We start from the raw sequence: 24,892 nt of genomic DNA, 5'->3' as shown, positions 1-24,892 counted from the left end.
GTAGTGGTGTCGGCTGCGCGTGAGGCCACTACATCAATGTTCGAGCACGATCTTGTCGGTGCGGGCGCGATCGTCAAGGCGCGTCACCCCCGCAGCAGGGCCGCGCTGGTTGGTAGATCAACTCAAGGTCGGCGATGTGGCGGTGTCCTTGCGGACGGATACCCCCACATCGGCGACCCTGAGTCGATCAAGGAAAGGAACGACCACCCTGAACGGCCGGGGTGTGTCGGTTGACTGGCGGTCAGAGCCGACAGGCGTGGATGTTGGTGACCAGGATGGCGCGGGCGCCCAGCTCGTACAGCTCGTCCATGATCCGGTGGACGTCGTCGCGGAGCACCATCGCCTGCACCGCCACCCAGCCCTCACGGTGCAGCGGCGACACGGTGGGCGACTCGATGCCCGGGGTGAGCCCGCTGGCCCGGTCCAGCAGACCGGCCGGCACGTCGTAGGCGAGCATCACGTAGCGGCGGGCCACCAGCACACCGTGCAGGCGGCGCAGCAACTGCTCGGCCTGCGGTTGAACCGGAGCGTCGACGCGCCGGACCAGCACCGCCGACGAGCGCAGCAACGGCTCACCGAAGACCACCAGGCCCGCCTGGCGCAGGGTCGCGCCGGTCTCCACGACGTCCGCGATCACGTCGGCGACGCCGAGGCGTACGGCGTTCTCCACCGCACCGTCGAGGCGGATCACATCGGCCTTGACGCCCGCTTGGGCGAGGTGCCGCTCGACCAGACCGGGGTACGCGGTGGCGATGCGGTGGCCGCCCAGGTCCTGCACGGAGGTGATGTCGTCGGGGCGGGCGGCGAAGCGGAACGTGGCCTGACCGAAGGTGAGGTCGACGACCTCTTCGGCCGGCGCGGCCGAGTCGATCAGCAGGTCCCGACCGGTGATCCCGAGGTCGAGGTCGCCGGATCCGACGTAGGTGGCGATGTCCTTGGGGCGCAGGTAGAAGAATTCGACGTCGTTGGCCTCGTCGCGGCAGACGAGGTCCTTGGAGTCGGTGCGCTGGCGGTAGCCCGCCTCGCGCAGCATCTGGGCGGCCGGCTCGGCCAGGGTGCCCTTGTTGGGAATGGCGACACGCAGCATGACGGGAGTGCTCCTTCGATCCGGATGGCGATCAACGGGGTTGGGGGCACTCACAGATGTCGGTAGACGTCCTTGAGGTCGAGACCGCTGGCGAGCATCAGCACCTGAACCTGGTAGAGCAGCTGGGAGATTTCCTCGGCGGTGCGCTCCGGCCCCTCGTACTCGGCGGCCATCCACGACTCGGCCGCCTCCTCGACGACCTTCTTGCCGATGAAGTGCACGCCCTTGTCCAGGGCGGCGACGGTGCCCGAGCCCGGGGTGCCGGCGGCGGCCTTGGCCTGCAGCTCGGCGAACAACTCCTCGAACGTCTTCACGGGGAACGATTCTTCCAGCCGGCCGACCGACGCCCCGCGTCCGGGTCCACCGAAACCCAGCCAGCGGACAATTCCCTACCAACATGGTGGGATGATCTTCGATCGATGCTCATGGAGCTCTACGCTGTCCGCCATGGCCAGCAGCTCACGTCTCTTCGCGCTCACCCTCGCCGGTGCCGTCGTCGTAGCCACCGCCGGGTGCGCGCCACAGGTCGAGAAACCTATGCCCACCGTCATCGACTCGCCGTCCTGCGCCAAGGACAGCCTGCCCACCCGTACGCCGGGCAAGCTCACCATCGCCACCGACCAGCCCGCGTACGAGCCGTGGTTTTCCAAGGACAAGCCGGACAACGGCGAGGGCTTCGAGTCCGCCGTCGCGTACGCGGTCGCCGAGAAGCTCGGCTACGCCCGCGCCGACGTCACCTGGACCCGGGTCAAGTTCGACACCGCGATCGCCCCGGGGCCGAAGAACTTCGACTTCGACATCAACCAGTTCTCCATCACCGAGGAACGCAAGCAGGCGGTCGACTTCTCCGCGCCGTACTACCTGGTCCGGCAGACCGTCATCGCCTTGAAGTCCTCGAAGATCGCCGGCAGGAAGTCGTTGGCCGATTTCCGTGACGCCCGGCTCGGCGCCCAGGTCGGCACGACCAGCTATCAGGCGATCACCGAAGTGCTCAAGCCGGCCGCGAAGCCACAGGTCTACAACAGCAATGACGACGCCAAGAAGGCGCTGCAGAACGGGCAGATCGACGGTCTGGTGGTGGACCTGCCGACGGCGTTCTACATCACCGGCGCGGAGATCACCGATGCGACCATCGTCGGGCAGGTGCCGCAGGTCGGCACGCCCGAGGCGTTCGGTTTGCTGCTGGACAAGAACTCGCCGCTGACGTCCTGTGTGACCGGCGCGGTCGGTCAGCTCACTGAGGCGGGCACGCTGAAGCAGTTGGAGCAGAAGTGGCTCGCCCAGGTGGCAGGGGCGGCCGAGCTGCGGTGACGCTTCGGGAGCACGTCCCCTCCGAGGCGCAGGTGCGGCGTACGGCGTACCGGCGTCGGCAGACCGTCTACAGCGTGCTGGTCGCGGCCTCCTCGACGGCGGCTCTCGGCATGCTGTTGGTCATCGCGGTGACCGGTGCGCCCGGCTGGGACCGGGTCCGGCAGTCGTTCCTGGATCCGGCGATCGCCCGGGACGCGCTGCCGGCGGTGCTGAGTGGGCTCTGGCTGAACGTACGGCTGCTGGTCTGCTGCGCGGCCGGCGCGCTGGTGCTCGGGCTGGTGATCTCCGTACTGCGGACGCTGCGCGGCCCGATCTTCTTCCCGGTCCGGGCACTGGCCGCCGGCTACACCTACACCTTCCGTGGCCTGCCGCTGATCATCGTGCTCTACCTGCTCACCCTCGGCGTGCCGGGGCTGCGTCTGCAGGGCATGCCACCGGTGCTGGTGCTCGGTGGGCTCGCGCTGGTCCTGACCTACGGCGGTTACCTCGCCGAGGTGTTCCGGGCCGGCATCGAGTCGGTGCATCCCAGCCAGCTCGCCGCGGCCCGGTCGTTGGGCCTGACCTACCGGCAGACGATGCGGCACGTGGTCCTGCCACAGGCCGTCCGCCGGGTGGCACCGCCTCTGCTCAACGATGTGGTGGCGTTGCAGAAGGACGTCGGGCTGGTCTCACTCGCCGGGCCGATCGACGCGGTCCGGGCCGCCCAGATCGCCACCGCCCAGTCGTTCAACTACACGCCGTACATCGTGGCGGGGGTGCTCTTCGTGCTGCTCGCGATCCCGCTGATCGCGGTCACCGACTGGGTGACGCTGCGCGCGGCCCGCCGACAGTCGGGAGGCTGACCATGGCACTGCTGCGTTGTCGGGGCCTGCGCAAGGAGTTCGCCGGGCACGTCGTGCTCGACCGGCTCGATCTGACCGTCGCCGAGCACCGGGTGGTGGCCCTGATCGGTGCGTCCGGGTCCGGCAAGTCGACCCTGCTGCGGTGTGTGAACCTGCTGGAGGAACTCGACGACGGCACCATCGAGCTGGACGGGGAGGACATCTCCGATCCCCGCGTGGACCCGGACCGGGTCCGCCGGCGCATCGGCATGGTGTTCCAGGCGTACAACCTCTTCCCGCACCTGAGCGTGTTGGAGAACATCACCCTCGCGCCGCGCCGCGTACACCGGCGGGCACGGGCGGAGGCCGAGGCGCAGGCGCGGGAGCTGCTCGACCGGGTGGGTCTCGGCGCCAAGGCGGACGCCTACCCGGACCGACTCTCCGGCGGTCAACAGCAGCGGGTGGCGATCGTCCGGGCGCTGGCGAACTCACCTCGACTGATGCTGCTCGACGAGGTCACCTCCGCACTGGACCCGGAACTCGTCGGTGAGGTGCTGGCGATGATCCGGGACCTGAAGGCCGACGGCATGACCATGGTGCTGGCCACCCACGAGATGGGCTTCGCCCGCGAGGTCGCCGACGAGGTCTGCTTCCTCGACGCGGGACGGATCATCGAGAGTGGCCCGCCGGAGCAGGTGCTCGGCGAGCCCACCCAGCCCCGCACCCAACAGTTCCTGCACCGCATCATCGAGGCCGGCCGCCTCTGAAGGCGGCCCGCCCGCCGCCGGCCGCATTCGAAGCCGGCCGCCTTCAAAGGCCGTGTCAGCCGCCGAAGCCGACCCGCTGCGCGTTGCCCGCCGCCACGGTCCGAACGGCCAGCGCCGCGTCGAGCGCCGCCACGGTGGCCGCCCAACCCTTGTCCTCCGCCGAGCCGGGCAGTCCGGCCCGGTCCCGGGCCTGCTCGATGTTCTCCACGGTGAGCACCCCGTGCGCCACCGGCTTGCCCTCGTCCAGCGCCACCCGGGTCAACCCGTCGGTGACCGAGCGACAGACGTAGTCGAAGTGGGCGGTGGTGCCACGGACCACCACGCCGAGAGCGACGACCACGTCGCAGCGGCGCGCGAGGGCCTGGGCGACCACCGGCAGCTCGACCGAGCCGGCGACCCGGGCGACAACGGCACGAGCCCCGCACGCCTCGGCGGCAGCCACCGCACGCTCCAGCATGTGGTCGGTCAGGTCGCCGTGCCACCGGGCGGCGACGACCCCAACGGTCAGCCCTGCGGCGTCCACCGCGTCGACTCCCGGCTCACCGAAACCCGCCATCGTCATGCTCCGATCTCGTCGTTGGCGACCGGACGCCCCAGTGGCGCCTCGGACACCTCGTCCAACTCGTCCAGCAGGTGACCCATCCGGTCCCGCTTGGTGCGCAGGTAGCGCAGGTTCTCCGGGTGTGCGCCGGCCGGCAACCCCTCCCGGCCGGTGATGGTCAACCCGTACCCCTCCAGCCCGGCCCGCTTGGCCGGGTTGTTGGTCAACAGGCGCATCGAACGCACGCCCAGGTCGTAGAGGATCTGCGCGCCGGTGCCGTAGTCCCGGGCGTCGGCCGGCAAACCAAGGTCGAGGTTGGCGTCGACGGTGTCGCGGCCCAGGTCCTGCAACTGGTACGCCTGCAGCTTGTGCAGCAGCCCGATGCCGCGCCCCTCGTGTCCGCGTACGTAGAGCACGACGCCCCGGCCCTCCCGCGCGACCCGGGCCAGCGCAGCGTCCAACTGCGGTCCGCAATCGCAACGCAGGGAGCCGAACACGTCCCCGGTCAGGCACTCCGAGTGGACCCGGACCAGCACGTCCTGACCGTCGCCGATGTCGCCCAGCACCATTGCGATGTGCTCGGCGGGATCGTGCTCGGCGCGGTAGCCGAGCGCCCGGAACACCCCGTGCCGCGTGGGCATCCGGGCGTCCGCGACCAGCTCGACCTGCTTCTCGGTACGCCGCCGGTAGGCGATCAGGTCGGCGATGGTGATCAGCGTGAGGCCGTGCTCGGCGCTGAACTTCTCCAGGTCCGGAACCCGCATCATGGTGCCGTCGTCGTTGATCAGCTCGCAGAGCACGCCCGCCGGGCGCAACCCGGCGAGCCGGGTCAGGTCGATCGACGCCTCGGTGTGCCCCGGCCGGCGCAGCACCCCGCCCTCGCGGGCGCGCAGCGGCACCACGTGCCCGGGCCGGGCCAGATCGGTCGGATCGGTGGTGGCGGCGGCGAGCAGCCGGCTGGTGTGCGCGCGGTCGGCCGCCGAGATGCCGGTGCTGATCCCCTCCCGGGCGTCCACGGTCACCGTGTACGCGGTGCCGCGCCGGTCCTGGTTGGTGTGATGCATCGGCGGCAGGTCGAGCCGGTCGGCTTCGCTCTCGGTCACCGCCACGCAGACGTACCCGGAGGTGTGGCGCACCATGAACGCCATCAGCTCCGGCGTGGCCAACTCGGCCGCGAAGATCAGGTCGCCCTCGTTCTCCCGGTCCGCGTCATCGACCACGACGACCGGCCGACCGGCCGCGATGTCCGCGACCGCCTGCTCGATGCTCCCAAAGCTGCTCATGCCGCCACTCCGCTTCGCTCCGTGGCGTCATGAGGCACCATGGCGCTGAACCTGATGATTCGCTCGCTACGCTCGCTCATGCGACGGCCTCCGTGTAGATGGGACGGACGGGTGCCGGCCGGGTCGCACGCGAGGTGCGCCACCAGGCGGCGAAGCCCCAGGCGCAGATGGCGCCGTAGATCAGGTACATGACCGCCGACGGGTAGAACCCGCCGCGCAGCAGCAGCGGCACGCCGACCGCGTCGACCGCGATCCAGAGCAGCCAGAACTCCACCCAGCCGCGGGCCATGCCGTACGTGGCCAGCAGGCTGCCGGTGAGGATCCAGGCATCGGGCAGCGGACCCCACGAGCCCAGTGCCGCGAGCACGGGGTACGCGGCGGCGGTGCCGACCACGGCGGCCAGCAGCAGCGCCAGACGTTCCCGCCCGGTGGCCCAGCGTGGCACGACCGCCGCCTGAGCGGCGTCGGCGCGGCGGTTTCGCTGCCAGCGCCACCAGCCGTAGACGCTGACGGCGAAGAAGAACACCTGCCGGCCGGCCTGGCCGTACAGGTCGTGCTCCTGCGGGGTGGCGAACACCCCGCCGAGGAACACGGTGAGCAGCAGCGCGTTACCGATCATCCCGACCGGCCACGCCCAGAGCAGCCGGCGCAGCCCGAACAGCGCGGAGACCAGCCCGAACGCGTTGCCGACGATCTCCCGGGCCAGCACCGGCGAACCGGCCACCTGCACCTGGCCGTCCAGCAGCCAGCTGAGCGGACCCATCAGGCCACCTCGCCCGTGCTCGAGGCCACCGGGTGAGTGTCGGTGGCCCGGCTGCCGAGCAGCCGCTCGACGTACTTGGCCAACACGTCGACCTCCAGGTTGACCGGGTCACCGGCACCCTTCGCACCGAGCGTGGTCAGCTTGAGCGTGGTCGGGATCAGCCCGACGGCAAACTGGTCCGCGCCCACCTCGGCCACGGTCAGCGAGACGCCGTCGATGGTGATGGAGCCCTTCTCCACCACGTACCGGGACAGGGCGGTGGGCAGCCGGAACCGGACGGTCTCCCAGTGCTCGGCCGGCTCCCGCGAGATCAGTTCACCGACGCCGTCGACGTGGCCCTGCACCAGGTGCCCGCCGAGTCGGCTGCCGAGGGCGGCGGCCCGCTCCAGGTTGACCGGGTCGCCGGGGCGCAGCGCGCCCAGGGCGGAGCGGCGCAGCGTCTCCCCCATCACGTCGGCGGTGAACGTCCCGTCGGCCACCTCCACGACGGTCAGGCAGACGCCGTTGACCGCGATGGAGTCACCGTGCCGGGCGTCGGACGTGACCAGCGGACCGCGTACGGCGACCAGCGCCGAATCGCCTGCCGTCGGCGTCACCCGGACAATCTCGCCCAATTCCTCGATGATGCCAGTGAACATCTCAGCCCTCCCGTTTGCGGGGCAAAGCGGTGATCCGGAGATCCGGACCGACCTGCGTAACGTCGACGAACTCCAGATCGATGGCCTCAGCGATGGTGCTCACTCCCGCGTCGACCAGAGCGGTCGGGCCGGCGCCGAGCAACCGGGGCGCGACGTACCCGACGATCTTGTCGACCAGGCCGGCGGCCAGGAACGCGCCGGCCAGCCGCGGGCCGCCCTCCAGCAGCACCGCGCGGACCCCGCGCTGGTGCAGCGCCGCGAGCAGCGCCGGCAGGTCGACCCGGCCGTCCGGGCCGGTGCCGACCTCGTCGGCGGTCGCGATCCACGTGCGCGCGGCGCCGTCGCGGACCTGGGCGTCAGCCGGGGTACGCCCCGAACTGTCCACCACCACCCGCAGCGGCTGCCGGATCGCCAGGCTGCCGTCGCGCAGGTTGCGGGCGGTCAGCCGGGGATCGTCGGCGAGCACGGTGCCCACCCCGGCGAGCACCGCGTCGACCGTGCCGCGCAGTGCGTGCACGTCCATCCGGGCCGCCTCCGAGGTGATCCACATGCTGGTGCCGTCGGCCGCGGCGGAGCGCCCGTCGAGCGTGGCGGCGTACTTCCAGATCACGTACGGCCAGCCGCGGCGCATCGAGGTCAGCCACGCGACGTTGCCGGATTCGGCCTCCTCGCCGCGTACCCCAAGGTCGACCCGGACCCCGGCGGCGCGCAGGGTGGCGGCGCCACCGGACGCGACCGGGTTGGGGTCGGGCACGGCGATGACCACCCGGCTCACCCCGGCCTGGACGAGCGCGGAACTGCAGGGGCCGGTGCGACCGGTGTGGTCACAGGGCTCCAGAGTGACGACCGCGGTGCCGCCCTTGGCGCGTCGCCCGGCCTGCGCCAGAGCGACGATCTCGGCGTGCGGTCCACCGGCGTACGCGTGGAAACCCTCACCCACGACCTGGCCGTCCTCGTCGAGCAGCACGCAACCGACGACCGGATTGGGACTGGTGGTGCCGAGACCGCGTGCCGCCAATTCGATCGCACGCCGCATCGCCTCATCGACGGAGACGCTGACCATCGCCCTGCCCTGCCCTCTCACTCGCCGGTCCGCGCGCGGGCGGTCAGGGAGGCTGCGGCCATGGGGCCACGGGCAGGCGGTGGCGGATTCCGGGAACGGCACAGCCGCCCCGGGAGGTCGGCACGGCACGCTGAAGCCAGCGACCGGGCGGACCCGTCCGTCCCGCGCGCTGTCTCCCATCCGGACTGTCTGGGGGCGGACGAACCGCTCCCAACCGTCGGCCCCGGATTTTCACCAGGTCCACCGGACGGCAGAGCCGTCCGGGTCGCGGGCTGACCACGGTTGGACCGTGGATCACCGCCGGTTCGGAATTTCACCGAGTCCCGCCAGCGCGTGGTGGGTACCCCGAAGTCTTACACGCCGATCCGGCCGCGTCGCCACCTAGGCGAGCTACTTCACAGCAGGATCACGCTCAGGTGACACCGCGACGCCGGTCCACCGCCACGTACGAACCCGGTTGGCTCTTGGCCACCGTCTTCATCTCCGAGGCCACCGCGATCGCCTCGAGAGGGTCGGTGAACCGCTTGCCGGCGTCGGAGAGGGACACCCCGATGGAGAGCGTGACCAGGGCGGCGCGGCGGATGTTGCCACGCCGGTCCTTCAGCTCGACGAAGCCACGCTCACGGTCGGTCGCGTCGTAGAGCGTGTCGGCGGACTTCTCGAAGTCGACCACCGCGCGGGACGTCAGGGGGCGGACCTGGTCGGGGGCGCAGACGATGACGAAGTCGTCGCCGCCGACGTGGCCGAGGAAGGCCGGCGGCAGGCCCACCGCCACCACCGCCCGGTGCAGGCTGCGGGCCAGCGCGGAGATGAAGTCGTCGCCGCGGACGAAGCCGTACCGGTCGTTGACGCTCTTGAACCGGTCGATGTCGATGTAGCCGACCGCGTAGTCCACACCCTGCCGGACCCGGTCGCTGATCTCCCGACGGATCCGGCTGTTGCCGGGCAGCCCGGTCAGCGGGGACACCTCCCGGAACTCCTTGTTGCGACGCAGGGTCGACGAGACCCGGGCCACCAACTCGGCGGTGTCGAACGGCTTGACCAGGTAGTCGTCGGCGCCGGCGCTGAGCCCGTGCACCTTGTCGACGGTCATCCCCTTCGCCGTCAGCATGATCACCGGCAGGGCGGAGGTCATCGGGTCGGCGCGCAGCCGCCGGGTCAGCTCCAGCCCGTCGATGCGGGGCATCATGAGGTCGACGACCGCCAGGTCGGGCCGCTGACGCTCGATGACCTCAAGGGCCTCCTGGCCGTCGCTGGCGTGGATCACCTCGAAGCCGTGCAGCCGCAGGTTGAACTCGACGAAACGAGCGATGTCGTCGTCGTCGTCGACGACGAGAATGATGTCCTTACGGTCGCCGTCGGGGTCCACCTCAGGCCTCGGGAGCCGCGCGTTCCGCCAGTGCCCGCAGGTGCCGTACCGCCTCCGCCGGGTCGGCGGCGCCGTACACGGCGGTGCCGGCCACGAACGCGTCGGCGCCGGCGGCGGACGCCTGCTCGATGGTGTCGGCGGCGATCCCCCCGTCCACCTCGATACGTAGCTCCAGGTGCCCGGCCGAGACGTGCCGGCGGGCGGTACGCACCTTGTCCAGCAGTTGCGGGATGAACCGCTGCCCGCCGAAGCCCGCCTTGATCGTCATGATCAGCAGGGTGTCGAAGCTGGGCAGCAGGTCCAGGTACGGCTCGATCGGGGTGTCCCGGTCGATGGCCAGGCCGGCCTTGGCGCCGGCCGAACGCAGGTCCTTGGCCAGCGCCACCGGGTCGTCGGACGCCTCCGCGTGGAAGGTGACGTTGTACGCCCCGGCGTCGGCGTAACCGGGGGCCCACCGGCGCGGGTCCTCGATCATCAGGTGCACGTCGAACGGCATCGCGGTGACAGCCCGCAGGCTCTGCACCACGGGCAGCCCAATGGTCAGGTTCGGCACGAAATGGTTGTCCATCACGTCGACGTGCAACCAGTCCGCGGCGTCCTCGACGGCACGGACCTCTTCGGCGAGGCGGGCGAAATCGGCGGCCAGGATGCTCGGCGCGACGATCGGCGGCGGTACGGTCACGGGGCCAGTGTACGAACGCGGTCACCTACCTCCCGCATGGCGGCACCAACTCCGACGCGCTGTGACCCGGCAGTGACCAGTGGTGCAGAATTGGTCGGTCCGGACCGCCGAATCCGGACGAACAGACACGAGTAGCTGGCCGATCGACGGAAACACGACGACACTCCAAGCGGGACGGTGCCGTAGGCTGCACGCCCGCCGGGGTTTCGCCGCGGGGCGCGGTGACCGGCCGCCAGCTCCCGGAAGGGCGGACGATGCGACGGTGGCTTCCAGCGCTGGTGCTGGCCGGCGTCACGACGATACTGCTGGTCGGTTGCGCACCGGCCCGCGGCGCGGACGGTGATCTCACCGACGACTGGCCGGCACTGCGGGACCCGACGCCGTTCACCCCCGCCACCGACACCTGCCTGCCCCGGATCACCGCGGTCGTGCAGGCCAGCACGTACGAGACGGTGGACTGCGCGCGTAACCACGTGGCCGAGGCCATCCACGTCGGCACCTTCGACGGGCCCGACGCGCTGGCCGAGACCCGGCCCGAACCCGGATCGTCGGCGCTGCGCAGAGCCCGCGCCGAGTGCGACCAGCGGGCTCGGGAGATGCTCGGTGGCGACTGGCACACCGCCCGCCTCGCCCTGTCCCTCGCGTTGCCCTCGGGACCCGCCTGGTCCGGCGGGGCACGCTGGTTCCGTTGCGACCTCAGCGAAACCGGCAGCATCGACAACACCCGTCCGGTGAACCGCACCGGCAGCCTGCGCGGCGCGTTGATCGGCGACGCCCCGCTGACCCACCGTTGCTTCGACCCCAAGCTCATCGGTGACAACCTCAACTACATGGCGCCGGTGCTCTGCACCGAGCCGCACCGCGCCGAGTTCGTGGGCGTCTACGACGAGCGGGACGTGACCTGGACGGAGTTCACCCGCTCCGCCGAGCACGCGCACAAACGCTGCATGGAGTTGATCGCCACGTACGCGGCGGTGCCGAACGACGGCGACCTGCCGTACCGGGCGGGGTCCATCTACTACCCACCGTCACAACGGGAGTGGGAGGACGGAGACCGTGGGGTGCGCTGTTTCCTGTGGAGCGATGACCGCAAACTCACCCGTTCGATGCGCGGCGTCGGCCCCAAGGGACTGCCCGCGATCTGAGCATCGGTGCCGTATGCTGCTGCGCCGTGGCGCTACCTACCGGCGGGGTCCGGCAGGAGGCCACCGCAGCGGGAGGTCAGGAATGCGACGGTGGTTGGCGGCGTTCGCCGGGGGTGCGGCTCTGGCCCTGGTGCTGACCGGGTGCAGCGCACCGGTTGGAGTCGACCGTGACCTCATCGACGACTGGCCGGCGCCCGTCGCGGCGCAGCAGTTCGTCCCCGCCGCCGACGTCTGCCACCAAACCCCCCAGCAGGTCGGCTTCCTGACCGGTTACAACCCGACGGCGTGCACCGGGCCGCACCTGGTCGAGACCATGCATGTCGGCACGCTCACCGGGCCGAGCGCCGAACCCACCACGCCCCCGCGGCCCGGCTCGGTGGGCCTGCGGGCCGCACAGAGCGCGTGCGACAAGGAAGTCAACAAGGCGGTGGGCGCCGACTGGCGTTCCGGGCGGCTCGGCCTGACCGTCGTACTGCCGTCGCCGCAGGCCTGGGCGGGCGGGGCCCGCTGGTACCGCTGCGACGTCACCGAGATCGCCAGCATCGACGACACCACCGTCGGCGTGCGCACCGGCAGCCTCCGGGGTGCGCTGTCCGGCGCGGCGCCGCTGGCGTACCGCTGCTTCAACCCGAAGCTGGTCAAGGACGAGATCGACGAGATGGTGCCGGTCTCCTGCACCGCCAAGCACCACGCCGAGTTCGTCGGGGTCTGGCAGGCCCCGGAGGTCAGCTACGCCGAGTTCTCGCGCACCGTCAAGCGGACCCACCGGGCCTGCCAGACGACGATCGCCAAGTACGCCAAGGTTCCGGACAACTCGCAGCTCGACTTCCGCGCCGGCACGATCTACTACCAGCCGTATGAGGAGGAGTGGAAGAACGGCAACCGTGGCGTGCAGTGCTTCCTCTGGATCTCCGACCGGGACCTGACCCGCTCGATGAAGAACGCCGGCACCAAGGGGCTCCCGATCACCTGACCGAGGTGAACGGAGGGGCCCCCGGTCAACGCCTGGCGTTGACCGGGGGCCCCTCCGTTCATCGGACCCGGTGCGACTCAGCCTCGACGCAGCACGGCGAGGAACATCGCGTCGGTGCCGTGGCGATGCGGCCAGAGCTGCACGGTCGGCCCGTCGCCCAGACCGGGCATACCGGCCGGCAGCAGCGGCCGGGCGTCCACGAAGTCCACCGGAACGCCACTACGGCGGGCCGCCTCGGTCACCGTCACGTGCGTCTCGACCGTGTGCGGCGAGCAGGTGACATAGGCGACCAGGCCACCCGGACGGACCGCCCGCAGCGCCGCACCGAGCAGCTCCCGTTGCAGCCGGGTGAGCGGCGGCAGGTCGGACGGTTGCCGACGCCAGCGCGACTCCGGCCGGCGACGCAGCGAGCCGAGCCCCGTGCACGGGGCGTCCACCAGCACCCGGTCGAAGTGCTGCTCCGGGAGCTTCGGGTCGGCGCCGACGTCACGGCCGTCCATGGCCAGCACGGTCACCGGCAGGCCCCGGGTCGCCTGGGAGACCAGGCGGGCCCGGTGCTCGGCCACCTCCACCGCGGTCACCCGCGCACCACGCTGCGCGGCCAGCGCGCCGAGCAGACCGGCCTTGCCGCCCGGGCCTGCGCACAGGTCCAGCCAACGCCCGTCCGGGCCGTCCAACGGCGCGTCGGCCAGCGCGGCTGCCACCAGTTGGGAGCCCTCGTCCTGCACGTGGGCACGGCCGTCGACCACCGCCGGCACGTCGCCCGGCGCACCGCCGGGCAGATAGACGGTGTACGGCGAGAAGGCGCCCGGCGCCCCGCCGACCTGGTCGGCCAGCTCGATCGGGTCGATCAGGCCGGGCCGCGCGCACAGGTGCACCGGCGGGCGTTCGTTGTCCTCGATCAGGAGACGGGCCGTCTCACCGAGATCGCCGCCGAGCGCCTCGGAGAAGGCCCGCACGATCCACTGCGGGTGGCTGTACGCCAACGCCAGGTGCCCGACCGGGTCGGTCTCCATCGGTGGGGCGAGCTTCGCCACCCAGGCGTCCGCGTCACGGGTGGACACCTCGCGCAGCACCGCGTTGGCGAAGCCGGTGGCGCCCGGCGCGACCGACCGGACCAGGTCCACCGTCGACGAGACCGCCGCGTGCGGCGGCACCCGGGTGTGCAGCAGTTGGTACGCCCCGAGCCGCAGCGCGTCGCGTACCGGCGGGTCGATCCGGGCCACGTCCCGGCCGGCGGCGTCGGTCAGGATCGCGTCCAACGTGCCCAGGTGGCGCAGGGTGCCGTAGGTCAGCTCGGTGACGAAGGCCGCGTCCCGGCCGAACAGCCCCTCCTCGCGCAGGATGATGGGCAGCACCAGGTTGGCGAACGCGTCGTCGCGGTGCACCGCGGCCACCGCCTCGTACGCCGCGCGACGCGGCCGGTCCACGGGTGGCCGGACCGGACGGCGGTCCCCGCCACGACCGGCCGACGGGCCGGAGCGCGTCGGGCGCGTTCCCTCCGGGGCCGTCACGCGAAGTCCTCGCCGGTGCCGACCCGGACGCCGCGCGCCCAGTCGGTCGCGCCCATGGCCCGCTTGCCCGCGGCGCGGACCTCACCGAGACGCACCGGCACGGTCGCCGTGCCGGCCAGTACCCGCGACTTCTCCACCAGCAACTCTCCAGGCTTCAATTCGGGGCCGTCGGGCACCGGCACGACCGGGCCGAGCTTCACCCGCTCGCCCCGGAACGTGGTCCAGCCGCCCGGGGCCGGAGTGCAGGCCCGCAGCCGGCGGTCGACGGCGAAGGCCGGGTCACTCCACCGCACCCTGGCGTCGTCCACGGTCAGCTTCGGTGCCAGTGACACCCCGTCGGCGGGCTGTGGCTCCGCCCTGGCGGTGCCGGCGGCGATCGCGTCGAGCACCGCCACCAGCAGACCGGCACCGGATTCGGCGAGCCGCTCCAGCAGGTCCCCGGAGGTGTCGGTGGCGCGGATCTCGTCGGTGAGGGTGCCGTAGACCGGGCCGGTGTCCAGGCCCTGCTCCAGTTGGAAGACGCTGGCCCCGGTCAACTCGTCACCGTGCAGCACGGCGTGCTGCACGGGCGCGGCGCCACGCCACGCGGGCAGCAGCGAGAAGTGCAGGTTGATCCAACCGTGCCGGGGGATCTCCAGGGCAGCCGGTGGGACCAGCGCGCCGTAGGCGACGACCGGCACGCAGTCCGGTGCGAGCTCGCGCAGTCGGTCGAGGAACTCGGGGTCGCGGGGGCGGGCCGGCGTGAGCACCTCGACGCCCTGCGCGTCGGCCCACTCGCCGACCGGGGAGCGGGACAGGCCACGCCCGCGTCCGGCGGGCGCGTCGGGCCGGGTGACCACGGCGACCAGGTCATGCCCGGAGGCGGCGACGGCGGCCAGAGCGGGGACAGCGACGGCCGGCGTACCAGCGAAGATCACGCGCATCGGGGTCACCGCCCCAGACCAAAGGGGTCGCTGATGTGCGGGCTCAGCTTGACCGTCGGCGGGGCCGCCGCGTCGTACCACTCGGCCTGGCGGATCGCCTTCATGGCCTCCTTGCGGCCCTGGGAATCCAACCGGTCGAGGAAGAGCACCCCGTCGAGGTGGTCGGTCTCGTGCTGGAGGCAACGCGCCATCAGCCCGGTGCCGACGATCTGCATCGGGTCACCGAACGAGCTGAAGCCCTTGGCGATGACGTTCTGCCGACGCTTGGTGTCGAAGTAGAGCCCGGGGATCGACAGGCAACCCTCCGGGCCGTCCTGCTCCTCCTCGTCGGGAAACTCGAGCACCGGGTTGATCAGGTGCCCGAGCACGTCGTCGACGTCGAAGGTGAACACCCGCAGGCTCACGCCGAGCTGCGGCGCGGCCAGGCCGGCGCCGTTCTGCTCACGCATCGTGTCGGTGAGGTCGGCGACGAGCCGACGCAGCTCGGCGTCGAAGTCGACCACCGGATCGGCCGGCGTGCGCAGCACCGGATCCCCAAAAAGACGGATGGGCTGGACGGTCACGCGGGGTGGCTCCTTCGACAGGTGGACGGGCGGTGCCGTACCAGTCTACGGAGTGCTCGGACGCACGCCGGCCGGCGTACCTTGATCGACCACCGCCGGTGTGCCCAGCGTCACGGGCAGGCTCTCGTAGCCGCGCAGGGTCAGCCGGGTGCGGTGCCGGGGCGTCCCGGCCAGCGCCAGCTCGGGCAGGCGGCGCAGCAGCATCGGGAAGGCCAGCTGCGCCTCCAGCCGGGCCAGGCCGGCCCCGAGGCAGTAGTGCGGGCCGGCGCCGAAGGAGAGCGGGTGCACCTGGTCACGGGTCGGGTCGAAGCGCTGCGGGTCGGCGAAGCGTCGCGGGTCCCGGTTGGCCGCGCCGAGCAGCAGCAACGCCGTGCTGCCGGTCGGCAGGTCGACCCCACCGCAGCGCACCGGCGCGGTGCTGACCCGGGTGGTCAGCTGCACCGGGGAGTCGAAGCGCAGCAGCTCCTCGACGTACGCCGGAGCGAGGTCGGGGTCGGCGCGCAGCGCGGCGGCGGCCTCGGGGTGACCCAGCAGCACGACCAGGCCGTTGCCGAGCAGGTTGGTGGTGGTCTCGAAGCCGGCCACCAGCAGCAGCACCAGGTTGGCCAGCAGTTCCACGCCGGTGAGCCGATCGCCGTCGGCGTCGTGCACCTGGACGAGCGCGGTGGTCAGGTCGTCGGCCGGGGCCCGCCGCCGGTCGACGACCAGCTGAACGAAGTAGTCGCGCAGCTCGGCGGCGCCGGCGTCGGCGACGGCCAACTCCTCGGGGGTGATCTCCGGCTCCAGCACCCCGGTCATGTCACCGGCCCAGCGGCGGAACATCGGCCGGTCCGCCGCCGGCACGCCGAGCAGCGCGCAGATCACACCCACCGGCAGCGGGTACGCGAAGTCGGCCAGCACGTCGACCGGCTCACCGTCGGAGGCCCGGGCCACCATCGCGTCGAGCAGCTCCACGGCCTGGGCGTGCACCACGTCACGCATCCCGGCGACCCGCCGCGGGCTGAACGCGCCGGAGGCGAGCCGGCGCATCCGGCTGTGATCGGGCGGGTTGGTGCGCAGCATGGAGCGGGCGATCGACGACACGGCGGGGCTCGCCCGCCAGTTCGGCCACACCTGATCGCGCCGCTCGTCGTCGAGCACCCCGAGGCGGGGATCGCGCAGCAGCTCGTCCACCTCCGGGTAACCGGTCACCACGTACAGGCCCGGCATGGCCTGCACGACCGGCCCGTGCGCCCGCAGCTGCTCGTACGTCGGGTACGGGTCGATGCGCCCCTGCGGCGACATAAGCAGTGTGAGCGCCTCGGCAGCGTCCATGGCCGGCCTCCCTCGTCGGAGCGTTGGAGGCTCCATCATCGGAGGTACCAGCCACTCCCGGCAGCCCCGTCGAGGCGGACGGGTCCTGCGCCGGTTGCACACCGGCGCGGGGAACGACCCGTCAGGCGTTGGCGCCCGGGTCCCCGGCGAGCACCGCGTCGCCGCGCAGCAGCGCGGGCTCGGGCAGCGGCAGCTGGATCTTGTGGGCCGCCTCCCAGTCGTAGACCAGGCCGGGACGCACCTGGGCGGCGAAGTAGTCGATCGCGCTCATCCCACCCACCACCGGCTCGTCGACCTCGGCGACCAGTTGGGCGGGGACCAGGGAGAAGCCGTTCTGCAGGGCGGCGCTGAGCCGACGGTGCCCGTCGACGACGAAGAAGTACTCGCCGGTGAACCCGATCTTCAGCGGTTCGAGGGCCTCGTCGCCGGCCTCGGCCACGTCGCCGACGAAGTCGGTGTCCCACAGACCCCGCAGGGTGGCGATGTCCTCGGTCGGGTAGACGCGGGACGGGTCGAGCAGCAGCAACGGCGGTCCGTCGCGCAGCACCTCGGCGCCGAGCGTGCCCTCGTACGCGCCGACGATGTGCTCGATCACCTCGGCCGCGGACGCCCGGGTGGTGTCGCAGATCAGGTCGTAGTTGCGCAGCCGGGCCTTGTCCACCCCGTAACGGATGATGAACCGGCCGCGCTCGCTCGCGCTGCGCTCACGGAGCTTGGCCTTGGCCTCCTCCAGGGTGGCGTAGCTCTCCGCCGGCCCGGAGGGGCGGGCGAGCACCCGCCGCGCCGCCTCACCCGGCTCGGTGATCATGTGGACCTTGAGCGCGTCGGTGAAGAAGTGCCAGGCCAGCCGGGAGTCCATGATCAGAGGCTCACCGGAGGCGGCAATGTCCCGCTGGAGCTGGTCGACGTAACCGTCGACGGCCTGGTCGAGCTCGGCGTGCAGGTTGAGCTGCAGTGCGGTCATCTGCCGCTGCTGCGCCATCTCGCGGTAGAGGTCCCCCACGCTGACCCGGCGCATCCCGAGCCGCTTGGCGATCTCGACCGACACGGTGCTCTTGCCGCTGCCGAGGTCGCCGTTGAAGACGATCGATTGTCCAACGGTCACGACTGGTCCACCCCTGATCACCGGCTCACAGACATCATCGACATCGCGTCCCCAGCGACGCGTTCCCGCCATCGCCGCGCCATCCTGCGGCGACCCCAGTTCGGCGCGGCAGACGCTCCGTCGCGACCTGGAGCCGTCGTACGCCTCGGCATGACGGGCGATGCTACCACTCCGGCGCCACCACCCTGCCGGACGCGGTGTGCGAGAGACGCCCCACCGGCCAGGCCCGCCGGCGTCGACAGCTGCAAAAACAGGGCCACCGTCTTCGGCGCCGGCCGAGACCGGGACCACCGGCGTCGGCACCGGCGGGGAGCGTCAGAACAGGCTCAGCGGGTCGACCTGGAGACGAACCGGGTCGGCGGCCTTGCGGGCGGCGCGAGCGCCGGCGGCCGAGTGCAGCGCCTCGGCGAGCGCGGCGGCCCGAGCCCGGGGAACCCGGACCAGCATCCGCTCCCGCCCCTCCTCCGCCGGCACCGGCCCGAGCACCTCGGCGTCGGCCGGCAGCCGGGCCGCGGCGAGCAGGTCCGCCACCGCCTCGGCCGGGCCGGTGACGCTCGCCATGCGTACGGCCGGCGGGAAGCCCAGCTCCCGGCGCTCGGCCAACTCCCGGCCGGCGAACCAGGCGGCGTCCCAGCGCAGCAGCGCCTGCACTGGGGCGAGCGCGCCGTCGGCGACGACCACCACCCGTCCGGCCGGCGCCGGGCGGGCCAGCGCCGCAGCCGCCAGCCAGCGGCGCAGCGCCTCCTCGCCGGCACGCAGGTCGGCCCGGGTCAGCAGGGCCCACGAGTCGAGCAGCAGCACCGCGCCGTAGCCGCCCTCGGCGACCGGCTCGGCGCCGGGCGTGGTCACCACCAGGGCGGCGCCGCCGGGCACCTCGGTCAGCACCTCCTCGCGGCCCGAGGTGCGTACCGGCACGCCGGGGAACGCCCGGCCCAACTCCTCGGCGGTCCGCCGGGCGCCGGTCACCGCGGCCCGCAGCCGCCGCCCCCCACACTCCGGGCAGGCGTACGCGGCGGCCACCCGAGCGCACCACCGGCAGGCCGGAGTGCCGCCGGCCGAGGGCAGCGCGAGCGGGCCGGCGCAGTGCGCGCAGCGGGCCGGGGTGCGGCACTCGGCGCAGGAGATCGACGGCAGGTAGCCGCGGCGGGGCACCTGCACCAGCACCGGCAGGTCCGCTCGGAGGGCGTCGCGGGCGGCCGTCCAGGCCAGGCTGGGCAGCCGGGCGGTGGCGGCCCCGGGGTCGCGCGCCAGTTGTGGGTCGTCGCCGGTCGGCGCGATGGCCGGGATACGGGCCCGCACGGTGGCCCGGTCGGCGACGACCTCCCGGGCCCAGCCGGTCTCCAGCAGCAGCTGCGCCTCGGCGGTGCGGGCGTACCCACCGACCAGCGCGCCGGCCTCGGCGAGCTGGACGCGGGTGAGCAGCACGTCGCGGGCGTGCGGGTAGGGAGATCGGGGCTCGGAGTGCAGGTCGTCACCGTCGTCCCAGATGGCGACGAGGCCGAGCCGGTCCACCGGGGCGAACATCGCCGCCCGGGTGCCGATCACCACCGGCACCTGCCCGCGGCGGGCGGCGAGGAACGCCCGGTAGCGCCGGGCCGGCCCGAGCGCGGCGGAGAGGCTGACGTGCTTCCCCGGGCCGAGCACGCTGGTGAGCGCGGCGTCCAGCCGGTCGAGGTCGCGGGCGTCGGGCACCACGACCACCGCGCCGCGCCCGCCGGCGACGGTGGCGGCCACCGCGTCGGCGTAGCGGGCTGCCCAGTCCTCGCCGGGCAGCGCCGACCAGACCGCGCGGGGCGCCCGGCCGTCGGTGAGCGCGCGCAGCAGCGCGGGGCCCGTCGGGTAGTTCCGCCACCCGCGTGGGTCGACCGCGTCGGGCGCGGCGGCCACCACCGGGGTGGGCTGCTCGTCGTGGGGCTCCTTCTCCACCCGCGCGTGCCGCGGCGGCACGGCGAGCCGGAGCACGTCGGCGAGACTCCCCGCGTACCGGTCGGCGACCGCGCGGGCCAGCCGGGCGACCTCGGGCGACAGCACCGGCTCCGGCGAGACGACCTTTTCCAGGTACGCGAGGCGGCCGGTGTGCCCGGAGTCGTCGGCGCGGGACAACAGCCATCCGTCGACGAGCTGCCCGGCGAAGCGCACCTTCACCCGGGTGCCGGGCACCGCGACGTCGTCCAGTTCCGCCGGCACCAGGTAGTCGAACGGCCGGTCCAGATGTGCCAGTCCGACGTCCACGCAGACGCGTGCGACCGGCGACCCTTCCGCGGGTCGCCGGTCGCTACGCCTGGTGGCGGTCAGGCTCCCGCGGCCGACTTGAGGTCGGCGGCCCGGTCGGTGCTCTCCCAGGTCAGGTCCGGCAGCTCCCGGCCGAAGTGGCCGTACGCGGCGGTCTGCTGGTAGATCGGGCGGAGCAGGTTGAGGTCCCGGATGATCGCGGCCGGACGCAGGTCGAACACCTCGGTGACGGCCTTCTCGATCGAGGAGACGGGCACGGTCTCGGTGCCGAACGTCTCGATGAACAGGCTCACCGGGTGCGCCTTGCCGATGGCGTAGGCGACCTGCGCCTCGCACCGCTCGGCCAGACCGGCGGCGACCACGTTCTTGGCGACCCAGCGCATCGCGTACGCGGCCGAACGGTCCACCTTGGACGGATCCTTGCCGGAGAACGCGCCGCCGCCGTGGCGGGCGTACCCGCCGTACGTGTCGACAATGATCTTGCGGCCGGTCAGCCCGGCGTCACCCATCGGGCCGCCGATCTCGAACCGGCCGGTCGGGTTGACCAGCAGCCGGTAGCCGTCGGTGTCCAGACCGAGGCTCTCCAACTCCGGCGCGATCACGTGGTCGCGCACGTCCGGGGTGAGCAGCGAGTCGAGCGAGATGTCCGCGGCGTGCTGGCTGGACACGACCACGGTGTTCAGCCGGACCGGGCGCAGCCCTTCGTACTCGATGGTCACCTGGGTCTTGCCGTCCGGCCGCAGGTAGGGAATCGTGCCGTCCTTGCGCACAGCGGCGAGGCGGCGGGCCAGCCGGTGGGCGAGGGCGATCGGCAGCGGCATCAGCTCGGGCGTCTCCGAGCAGGCGAAGCCGAACATCATGCCCTGGTCGCCGGCGCCCTGCGCGTCCAGCGCGCTCTCCGACGCCCCCGTGCGCAGCTCGAAGGCGTTGTCCACACCCTGGGCGATGTCCTCGGACTGCGCCCCGATGGAGACGCTGACCCCGCAGGAGGCGCCGTCGAAGCCCTTCTTCGACGAGTCGTAGCCGATGTCGAGGATGGTCCGGCGGACGATCGTCGGGATGTCGGCGTACGCCTTGGTGGTCACCTCACCGGCGATGTGCACCTGGCCAGTGGTGATCATGGTTTCCACCGCCACCCGGCTGTGCGGATCCTCGGCCAGCAACGCGTCGAGGATGCCATCGCTGATCTGGTCGGCGATCTTGTCCGGGTGGCCTTCCGTGACCGATTCGGACGTGAAGAGGCGGCGTGTCACGGCACTCCTAAGCGTGTGAGGTCGTTCCGCGGCAGTCTAGTCACCACTGCGGCCGTTGTCGGGAGCGGTCGCGCCCTGTTCCACCCGTCAGGAGCGACCGGGCAGCCGCGCCACGACGAGATCCCAGACGGTGTCGGCCACGGCTTCCTTGGCCTGCTCGGGCAGCCGGCTGACCGAGCCGTCCGCGCCGATGACCGTCACCGTGTTGGTGTCGGCGCCGAAGACCAGGTTCGGACCGACCTCATTGACCACGATCAGGTCGGCCCGCTTCCGGGCGAGTTTCGCTCGGCCGTTGGCCTCGGCATCACCGGTCTCGGCGGCGAACACCACCAGCAGTTGCTCCGGTCGTTTGCGCTGGCCGAGCTCCGCCGCGATGTCCGGGTTCGTGACGAGCTCGATGGTGGGCGCGACGCCATCGTCCGACTTCTTGATTTTGCCAGGCGCGTACGTCGCGGGGCGGAAATCGGCCGGAGCCGCCGCCATCACCACCGCGTCGGCCTCGACGGCGGCCTTCAGCGTCGCATCCCGCAACTCGGCGGTGGTGCCGACGCGGATCAGGTCGACACCGGCGGGGTCGGCGAGGGAGACGTTGGCCGCGATCAGGGTGACCCGGGCGCCCCGGGCGACCGCCGCGCGGGCGAACGCGTAACCCTGCTTGCCCGAGGAGCGGTTGCCCAGGAAGCGGACCGGGTCCAGCGGTTCGCGGGTGCCACCGGCGGTGACGACCACCCGGCGGCCGGCCAGGTCGGCGGCGGTGGAGTCGCCCCGGGCCAGGACCCGACGGGCAACGGCGAAGATCTCCGCCGGGTCGGGTAGGCGGCCCTTGCCGGTGTCGACACCGGTGAGCCGACCGACGGCCGGCTCGATGACCCGGACGCCCCGGGCGCGCAGCGTGGCGACGTTGGCCACGGTGGCCGGGTGCTCCCACATCTCGGTGTGCATGGCCGGGGCCAGCAGCACCGGGCACCGGGCGGTCAGCAGGGTGTTGGTCAGCAGGTCGTCGGCGAGCCCGTGGGCGGCCTTGGCGAGCAGGTCGGTGGTGGTCGGCGCGACCACCACCAGGTCTGCCTGCTGACCGAGCCGGACGTGCGGCACCTCGTGGACGTCGGTCCAGACGTCGTCGGCGACCGGCTGGCCGGAGAGCGCCGCCCAGGTCGGCGCTCCGACGAACCGAAGCGCCGACGCGGTCGGCACGACCCGAACCTGGTGACCCGATTCAGTGAAGAGTCGCAGCAGCTCACACGCCTTGTAGGCGGCGATGCCGCCGCCGACCCCGAGGACGATCGAGGCGGACATCGGCCGGCGAGGGCTTACGGCTGGTCGGTCGGCTCGGCGGTGAGCAGGCCGCCGTTGATCTCGCGCATGGCGATGGAGAGGGGCTTCTCCTGCGGGGTGGTCTCGACGAGCGGGCCGACGTACTCCAGCAGACCCTCACCGAGCTGGCTGTAGTAGGCGTTGACCTGGCGCGCGCGCTTGGCGGCGAAGATGACCAGCGCGTACTTCGACGTCGTCTTCTCGAGGAGCTCGTCGATCGGCGGGTTGGTGATGCCTTCGGGGTTGGCGATGGATCCCACGAAATAACCTCTGCGTCTTTCGAGCCGCGCGGACGCGGTGCTGAGTCTCAACGGCGGCCGGCCGTCAGCCACGCACGCGCGACCAGGCCGGATCCGGATAAGAAGAACCGAGTAAGCCTACCAGCTCGTTGACCACCCGTTCGGTGAGGTCATGGGTCAGCGTGTGCTCGAAGGCAGCCGCCACGGTCACGTCGGGTTCGTACCCGGGTGGGCTCAGCAGCACCAGCCGCGAATCGGGCAGCCGCGCACGGACCAGTGGGGCGCCGGGCAGGTCCAGCGCGAGCAGCACCGGCTGCCCGGCGTCGAGCCGGGCGCGCAGCGGTGGGTACAGGGTGCCCCGGTGGTACCTGCCGATCCGGGACCACTCCAGCAGCTCGCCGACGGCGAGCCGGCGATCGAACTCGGCGGGGGCGAGGAAGACACGGTCATCCCCGTCGATCTCCGTCTCCCGGCGCGGCCGGGTGGTTGCCGGCACCGGGATCCACACGGACGGAGAACGCGCCCGGACTAGCTCGACGACACTCTCCCTGCCGGAACCCGAAGGTCCAGCCAGGACAGTGAGCCGAGCCGCCGGGCGCGCCTCGTCATCCGTGCTCACTGCTTGTTTCTACACGCTGCCAGGTTCAGTTGGCGGCGAACTCTCCAAGCAGTGCCTTGCGCTGCTGCTCGCCGAGGCCACGCAGGCGACGGCTGTCGGCGATCTTGAGCTTCTCCATGATCTGGGTAGCCCGGATCTTGCCGATACCCGGCATGGCCTGCAGGACGGCCAAAACCTTGAGCTTGCCGACGACATCGTCGCTCTCGGCGCGCTCGAGGACGGCGCCAAGGGTGGTCTTGCCCTGCTTGAGCTGCTCCTTCAGCTGAGCACGGGCCTTGCGGATCTCCGCGGCCTTCTCGAGCGCGGCAGCGCGTTGTTCGGGGGTCAGTGACGGGAGCGGCACCAGTTCTCCTCAGGTCCCTATCGCGGCGGGCGGGGCGCACCGCCGCATCTGTGAAACGTGGTGTCGCTGTGAACCAAGGGGTCCGTGGTTCCCAGCGCGGGGAAAACTAGCGGCCAACGGAGCTTTCGGCAACGTGGGGGCCGCATGATCACCGTAGAGTGACCGACCCATCAGTCAGTCACCGGGCAGGCAGGACGGCCCGACAGTCGACCAACACCCGGTCCGCGGCGGCCCGCAGGGCGGCGACATCGGGGCCGGCCGAGAGCACCTCCCGGGAGTACGACGGGAGCACCGAGGCGAGGCTCGAACCGAAGACGGTACGCAGATCGGCGGCACCGGCACCCTGTGCGCCGAGCCCCGGGGCGAGCAGTGGGCCCCCCACGCCGGAGAGGTCGTGACCGGTGTCACCGATGGTCGCGCCGACCACCAGACCAAAGCTCCCAAGCGGAGTCGCACCCCTGTTGAGCTGGGAAATCTCGTCGATCACGGTTTGCGCCACGGTGCGGCCGTCGGCGGTGCGGGCCTGCTGCACGGCCGCGCCCTCGGGGTTGGAGGTGAGGGCCAGCACGAAGACCCCGCCGCCGTGCTCGGCGGCCAGCTCGAACATCGGCGCCAGCGAACCGACCCCGAGGTAGGGGCTCGCGGTGACCGCGTCGACATACAGCGGGCTGGATGGATCAAGGTACGCGGAGGCGTACGCGCTCACCGTCGAGCCGATGTCGCCGCGCTTGACGTCGAGGAGAACGAGCGAGCCGGCATCCCGTAACTGTCGGATAGTTGACTCAAGAATCGCCACGCCTCGGGATCCGAAACGCTCGAAAAAGGCCGACTGAGGCTTGACTACCGCAACCCGGTCACCGAGGGCTTCCACGACGGTTTGGGTGAACCGGTCGAGCCCCTGAACGTCGTCCGGAAGGCCCCAGCGGGCCAGTAGACCGGGATGCGGGTCGATGCCCACACAGAGCGGCCCCCGCTCGGTGATCGCCCGGTGCAGCCGGGTGCCGAAGCTTTCCATCGGAGTGTTCCCCTC

The 24,892-nt window shown here is 72.0% G+C and carries 26 protein-coding genes and 1 riboswitch; of the genes, 5 read left to right on the top strand and 21 right to left on the bottom strand.

Translation table 11 applies throughout. From position 1 onward, the window contains the following. Positions 1 to 241: 241 nt before the first annotated feature. Complete coding sequence (gene hisG, locus JOD64_RS25735; protein WP_204944597.1) at positions 242 to 1,087, bottom strand: ATP phosphoribosyltransferase; 846 nt, start codon at positions 1,085 to 1,087, stop codon at positions 242 to 244. Between the two features lie 50 nt (positions 1,088 to 1,137). Continuing rightward, positions 1,138 to 1,401: a phosphoribosyl-ATP diphosphatase gene (locus tag JOD64_RS25730; RefSeq protein ID WP_204944595.1), complete on the bottom strand. Its 264-nt coding sequence runs from the start codon at positions 1,399 to 1,401 to the stop codon at positions 1,138 to 1,140. A gap of 133 nt (positions 1,402 to 1,534) precedes the next feature. Between JOD64_RS25730 and JOD64_RS25725 the strand changes: the two genes are divergently transcribed. From JOD64_RS25725 to JOD64_RS25715, 3 genes are read left to right on the top strand one after another with little or no spacing between them, the layout of a single operon-like run. After that, complete coding sequence (locus JOD64_RS25725; RefSeq protein ID WP_204944593.1) at positions 1,535 to 2,398, top strand: ABC transporter substrate-binding protein; 864 nt, start codon at positions 1,535 to 1,537, stop codon at positions 2,396 to 2,398. Further along, positions 2,395 to 3,240, top strand: a complete 846-nt coding sequence (locus JOD64_RS25720) for an amino acid ABC transporter permease (RefSeq protein ID WP_204944592.1) — start codon at positions 2,395 to 2,397, stop codon at positions 3,238 to 3,240. The genes JOD64_RS25725 and JOD64_RS25720 overlap by 4 nt, the downstream gene beginning before the upstream one ends. Before the next feature lie 2 nt (positions 3,241 to 3,242). Next, on the top strand, positions 3,243 to 3,986 hold the full coding sequence (locus JOD64_RS25715; protein ID WP_275581596.1) for an amino acid ABC transporter ATP-binding protein: 744 nt from the start codon (positions 3,243 to 3,245) through the stop codon (positions 3,984 to 3,986). A 55-nt stretch (positions 3,987 to 4,041) separates the two neighbouring features. Here the strand turns inward: JOD64_RS25715 and ribH are convergent, their stop codons facing one another. From ribH to rpe, 7 genes are all read right to left on the bottom strand, one after another. Then, positions 4,042 to 4,542, bottom strand: coding sequence for a 6,7-dimethyl-8-ribityllumazine synthase (ribH, locus tag JOD64_RS25710; RefSeq protein ID WP_204946252.1), 501 nt, complete (start codon positions 4,540 to 4,542; stop codon positions 4,042 to 4,044). Between the two features lie 2 nt (positions 4,543 to 4,544). Continuing rightward, a complete protein-coding gene (locus JOD64_RS25705; protein WP_204944591.1) occupies positions 4,545 to 5,810 on the bottom strand; it encodes a bifunctional 3,4-dihydroxy-2-butanone-4-phosphate synthase/GTP cyclohydrolase II in 1,266 nt (421 codons plus the stop codon). A 76-nt stretch (positions 5,811 to 5,886) separates the two neighbouring features. Next, positions 5,887 to 6,573 carry a nicotinamide riboside transporter PnuC gene (gene pnuC, locus JOD64_RS25700; protein ID WP_204944590.1) on the bottom strand — a complete coding sequence of 229 codons (687 nt, stop codon included), beginning with the start codon at positions 6,571 to 6,573 and terminating at the stop codon, positions 5,887 to 5,889. Continuing rightward, a complete protein-coding gene (locus JOD64_RS25695) occupies positions 6,573 to 7,211 on the bottom strand; it encodes a riboflavin synthase (RefSeq protein WP_204944589.1) in 639 nt (212 codons plus the stop codon). The genes pnuC and JOD64_RS25695 overlap by 1 nt, the downstream gene beginning before the upstream one ends. A gap of 1 nt (position 7,212) precedes the next feature. Further along, positions 7,213 to 8,274, bottom strand: coding sequence for a bifunctional diaminohydroxyphosphoribosylaminopyrimidine deaminase/5-amino-6-(5-phosphoribosylamino)uracil reductase RibD (gene ribD, locus JOD64_RS25690; RefSeq protein WP_204944588.1), 1,062 nt, complete (start codon positions 8,272 to 8,274; stop codon positions 7,213 to 7,215). 164 nt (positions 8,275 to 8,438) lie between these two features. Further along, positions 8,439 to 8,609: riboswitch (FMN riboswitch) on the bottom strand. 77 nt (positions 8,610 to 8,686) lie between these two features. Beyond that, positions 8,687 to 9,643 carry a GGDEF domain-containing response regulator gene (locus JOD64_RS25685; RefSeq protein WP_204944586.1) on the bottom strand — a complete coding sequence of 319 codons (957 nt, stop codon included), beginning with the start codon at positions 9,641 to 9,643 and terminating at the stop codon, positions 8,687 to 8,689. Between the two features lies 1 nt (position 9,644). Continuing rightward, positions 9,645 to 10,325 carry a ribulose-phosphate 3-epimerase gene (rpe, locus tag JOD64_RS25680; protein WP_110566069.1) on the bottom strand — a complete coding sequence of 227 codons (681 nt, stop codon included), beginning with the start codon at positions 10,323 to 10,325 and terminating at the stop codon, positions 9,645 to 9,647. Positions 10,326 to 10,579: 254 nt separating this feature from the next. Here rpe and JOD64_RS25675 point away from each other — a divergent pair, with 254 nt between their 5' ends. Then, on the top strand, positions 10,580 to 11,470 hold the full coding sequence (locus tag JOD64_RS25675) for a septum formation family protein (protein WP_204944584.1): 891 nt from the start codon (positions 10,580 to 10,582) through the stop codon (positions 11,468 to 11,470). 82 nt (positions 11,471 to 11,552) lie between these two features. Continuing rightward, positions 11,553 to 12,443: a septum formation family protein gene (locus tag JOD64_RS25670; protein WP_204944583.1), complete on the top strand. Its 891-nt coding sequence runs from the start codon at positions 11,553 to 11,555 to the stop codon at positions 12,441 to 12,443. A 77-nt stretch (positions 12,444 to 12,520) separates the two neighbouring features. Here the strand turns inward: JOD64_RS25670 and JOD64_RS25665 are convergent, their stop codons facing one another. The 12 genes from JOD64_RS25665 to pyrF form a co-directional block, all read right to left on the bottom strand. Continuing rightward, positions 12,521 to 13,999 carry an RsmB/NOP family class I SAM-dependent RNA methyltransferase gene (locus JOD64_RS25665; protein ID WP_204946251.1) on the bottom strand — a complete coding sequence of 493 codons (1,479 nt, stop codon included), beginning with the start codon at positions 13,997 to 13,999 and terminating at the stop codon, positions 12,521 to 12,523. Next, positions 13,954 to 14,880, bottom strand: a complete 927-nt coding sequence (fmt, locus tag JOD64_RS25660; protein ID WP_204944582.1) for a methionyl-tRNA formyltransferase — start codon at positions 14,878 to 14,880, stop codon at positions 13,954 to 13,956. Before fmt ends, JOD64_RS25665 begins: the two co-directional genes overlap by 46 nt. 5 nt (positions 14,881 to 14,885) lie before the next feature. Continuing rightward, a complete protein-coding gene (gene def / locus JOD64_RS25655) occupies positions 14,886 to 15,443 on the bottom strand; it encodes a peptide deformylase (RefSeq protein WP_204944581.1) in 558 nt (185 codons plus the stop codon). A gap of 45 nt (positions 15,444 to 15,488) precedes the next feature. Further along, complete coding sequence (locus tag JOD64_RS25650; RefSeq protein ID WP_204944580.1) at positions 15,489 to 16,757, bottom strand: cytochrome P450; 1,269 nt, start codon at positions 16,755 to 16,757, stop codon at positions 15,489 to 15,491. A 121-nt stretch (positions 16,758 to 16,878) separates the two neighbouring features. Then, on the bottom strand, positions 16,879 to 17,862 hold the full coding sequence (locus tag JOD64_RS25645) for an AAA family ATPase (RefSeq protein ID WP_204944579.1): 984 nt from the start codon (positions 17,860 to 17,862) through the stop codon (positions 16,879 to 16,881). A 315-nt stretch (positions 17,863 to 18,177) separates the two neighbouring features. Next, positions 18,178 to 20,157 carry a primosomal protein N' gene (locus JOD64_RS25640; RefSeq protein WP_204946250.1) on the bottom strand — a complete coding sequence of 660 codons (1,980 nt, stop codon included), beginning with the start codon at positions 20,155 to 20,157 and terminating at the stop codon, positions 18,178 to 18,180. Next, complete coding sequence (gene metK, locus JOD64_RS25635) at positions 20,154 to 21,347, bottom strand: methionine adenosyltransferase (RefSeq protein ID WP_204944578.1); 1,194 nt, start codon at positions 21,345 to 21,347, stop codon at positions 20,154 to 20,156. Before metK ends, JOD64_RS25640 begins: the two co-directional genes overlap by 4 nt. An 87-nt stretch (positions 21,348 to 21,434) precedes the next feature. Continuing rightward, complete coding sequence (gene coaBC, locus JOD64_RS25630; RefSeq protein ID WP_204944577.1) at positions 21,435 to 22,643, bottom strand: bifunctional phosphopantothenoylcysteine decarboxylase/phosphopantothenate--cysteine ligase CoaBC; 1,209 nt, start codon at positions 22,641 to 22,643, stop codon at positions 21,435 to 21,437. A 14-nt stretch (positions 22,644 to 22,657) separates the two neighbouring features. Beyond that, positions 22,658 to 22,921 (bottom strand): DNA-directed RNA polymerase subunit omega, encoded by a 264-nt coding sequence (gene rpoZ / locus JOD64_RS25625; protein WP_074318577.1) that lies wholly within the window; start codon positions 22,919 to 22,921, stop codon positions 22,658 to 22,660. 64 nt (positions 22,922 to 22,985) lie between these two features. Next, positions 22,986 to 23,519 carry a nucleoside/nucleotide kinase family protein gene (locus JOD64_RS25620; RefSeq protein ID WP_204944576.1) on the bottom strand — a complete coding sequence of 178 codons (534 nt, stop codon included), beginning with the start codon at positions 23,517 to 23,519 and terminating at the stop codon, positions 22,986 to 22,988. Between the two features lie 25 nt (positions 23,520 to 23,544). Further along, positions 23,545 to 23,862, bottom strand: coding sequence for an integration host factor, actinobacterial type (gene mihF / locus JOD64_RS25615; RefSeq protein ID WP_110566057.1), 318 nt, complete (start codon positions 23,860 to 23,862; stop codon positions 23,545 to 23,547). A gap of 178 nt (positions 23,863 to 24,040) precedes the next feature. After that, the gene (pyrF, locus tag JOD64_RS25610) at positions 24,041 to 24,877 is read right to left on the bottom strand and encodes an orotidine-5'-phosphate decarboxylase (RefSeq protein ID WP_204944575.1); all 837 of its coding nucleotides are present in this window, start codon (positions 24,875 to 24,877) and stop codon (positions 24,041 to 24,043) included. Positions 24,878 to 24,892 lie beyond the last annotated feature (15 nt).

This window comes from Micromonospora luteifusca (assembly GCF_016907275.1).
In the GTDB taxonomy this organism is placed as follows: domain Bacteria; phylum Actinomycetota; class Actinomycetes; order Mycobacteriales; family Micromonosporaceae; genus Micromonospora; species Micromonospora luteifusca.
Note: the sequence above shows the minus strand (reverse complement) of the source record. Positions and strands in the feature narration are given on the sequence as shown.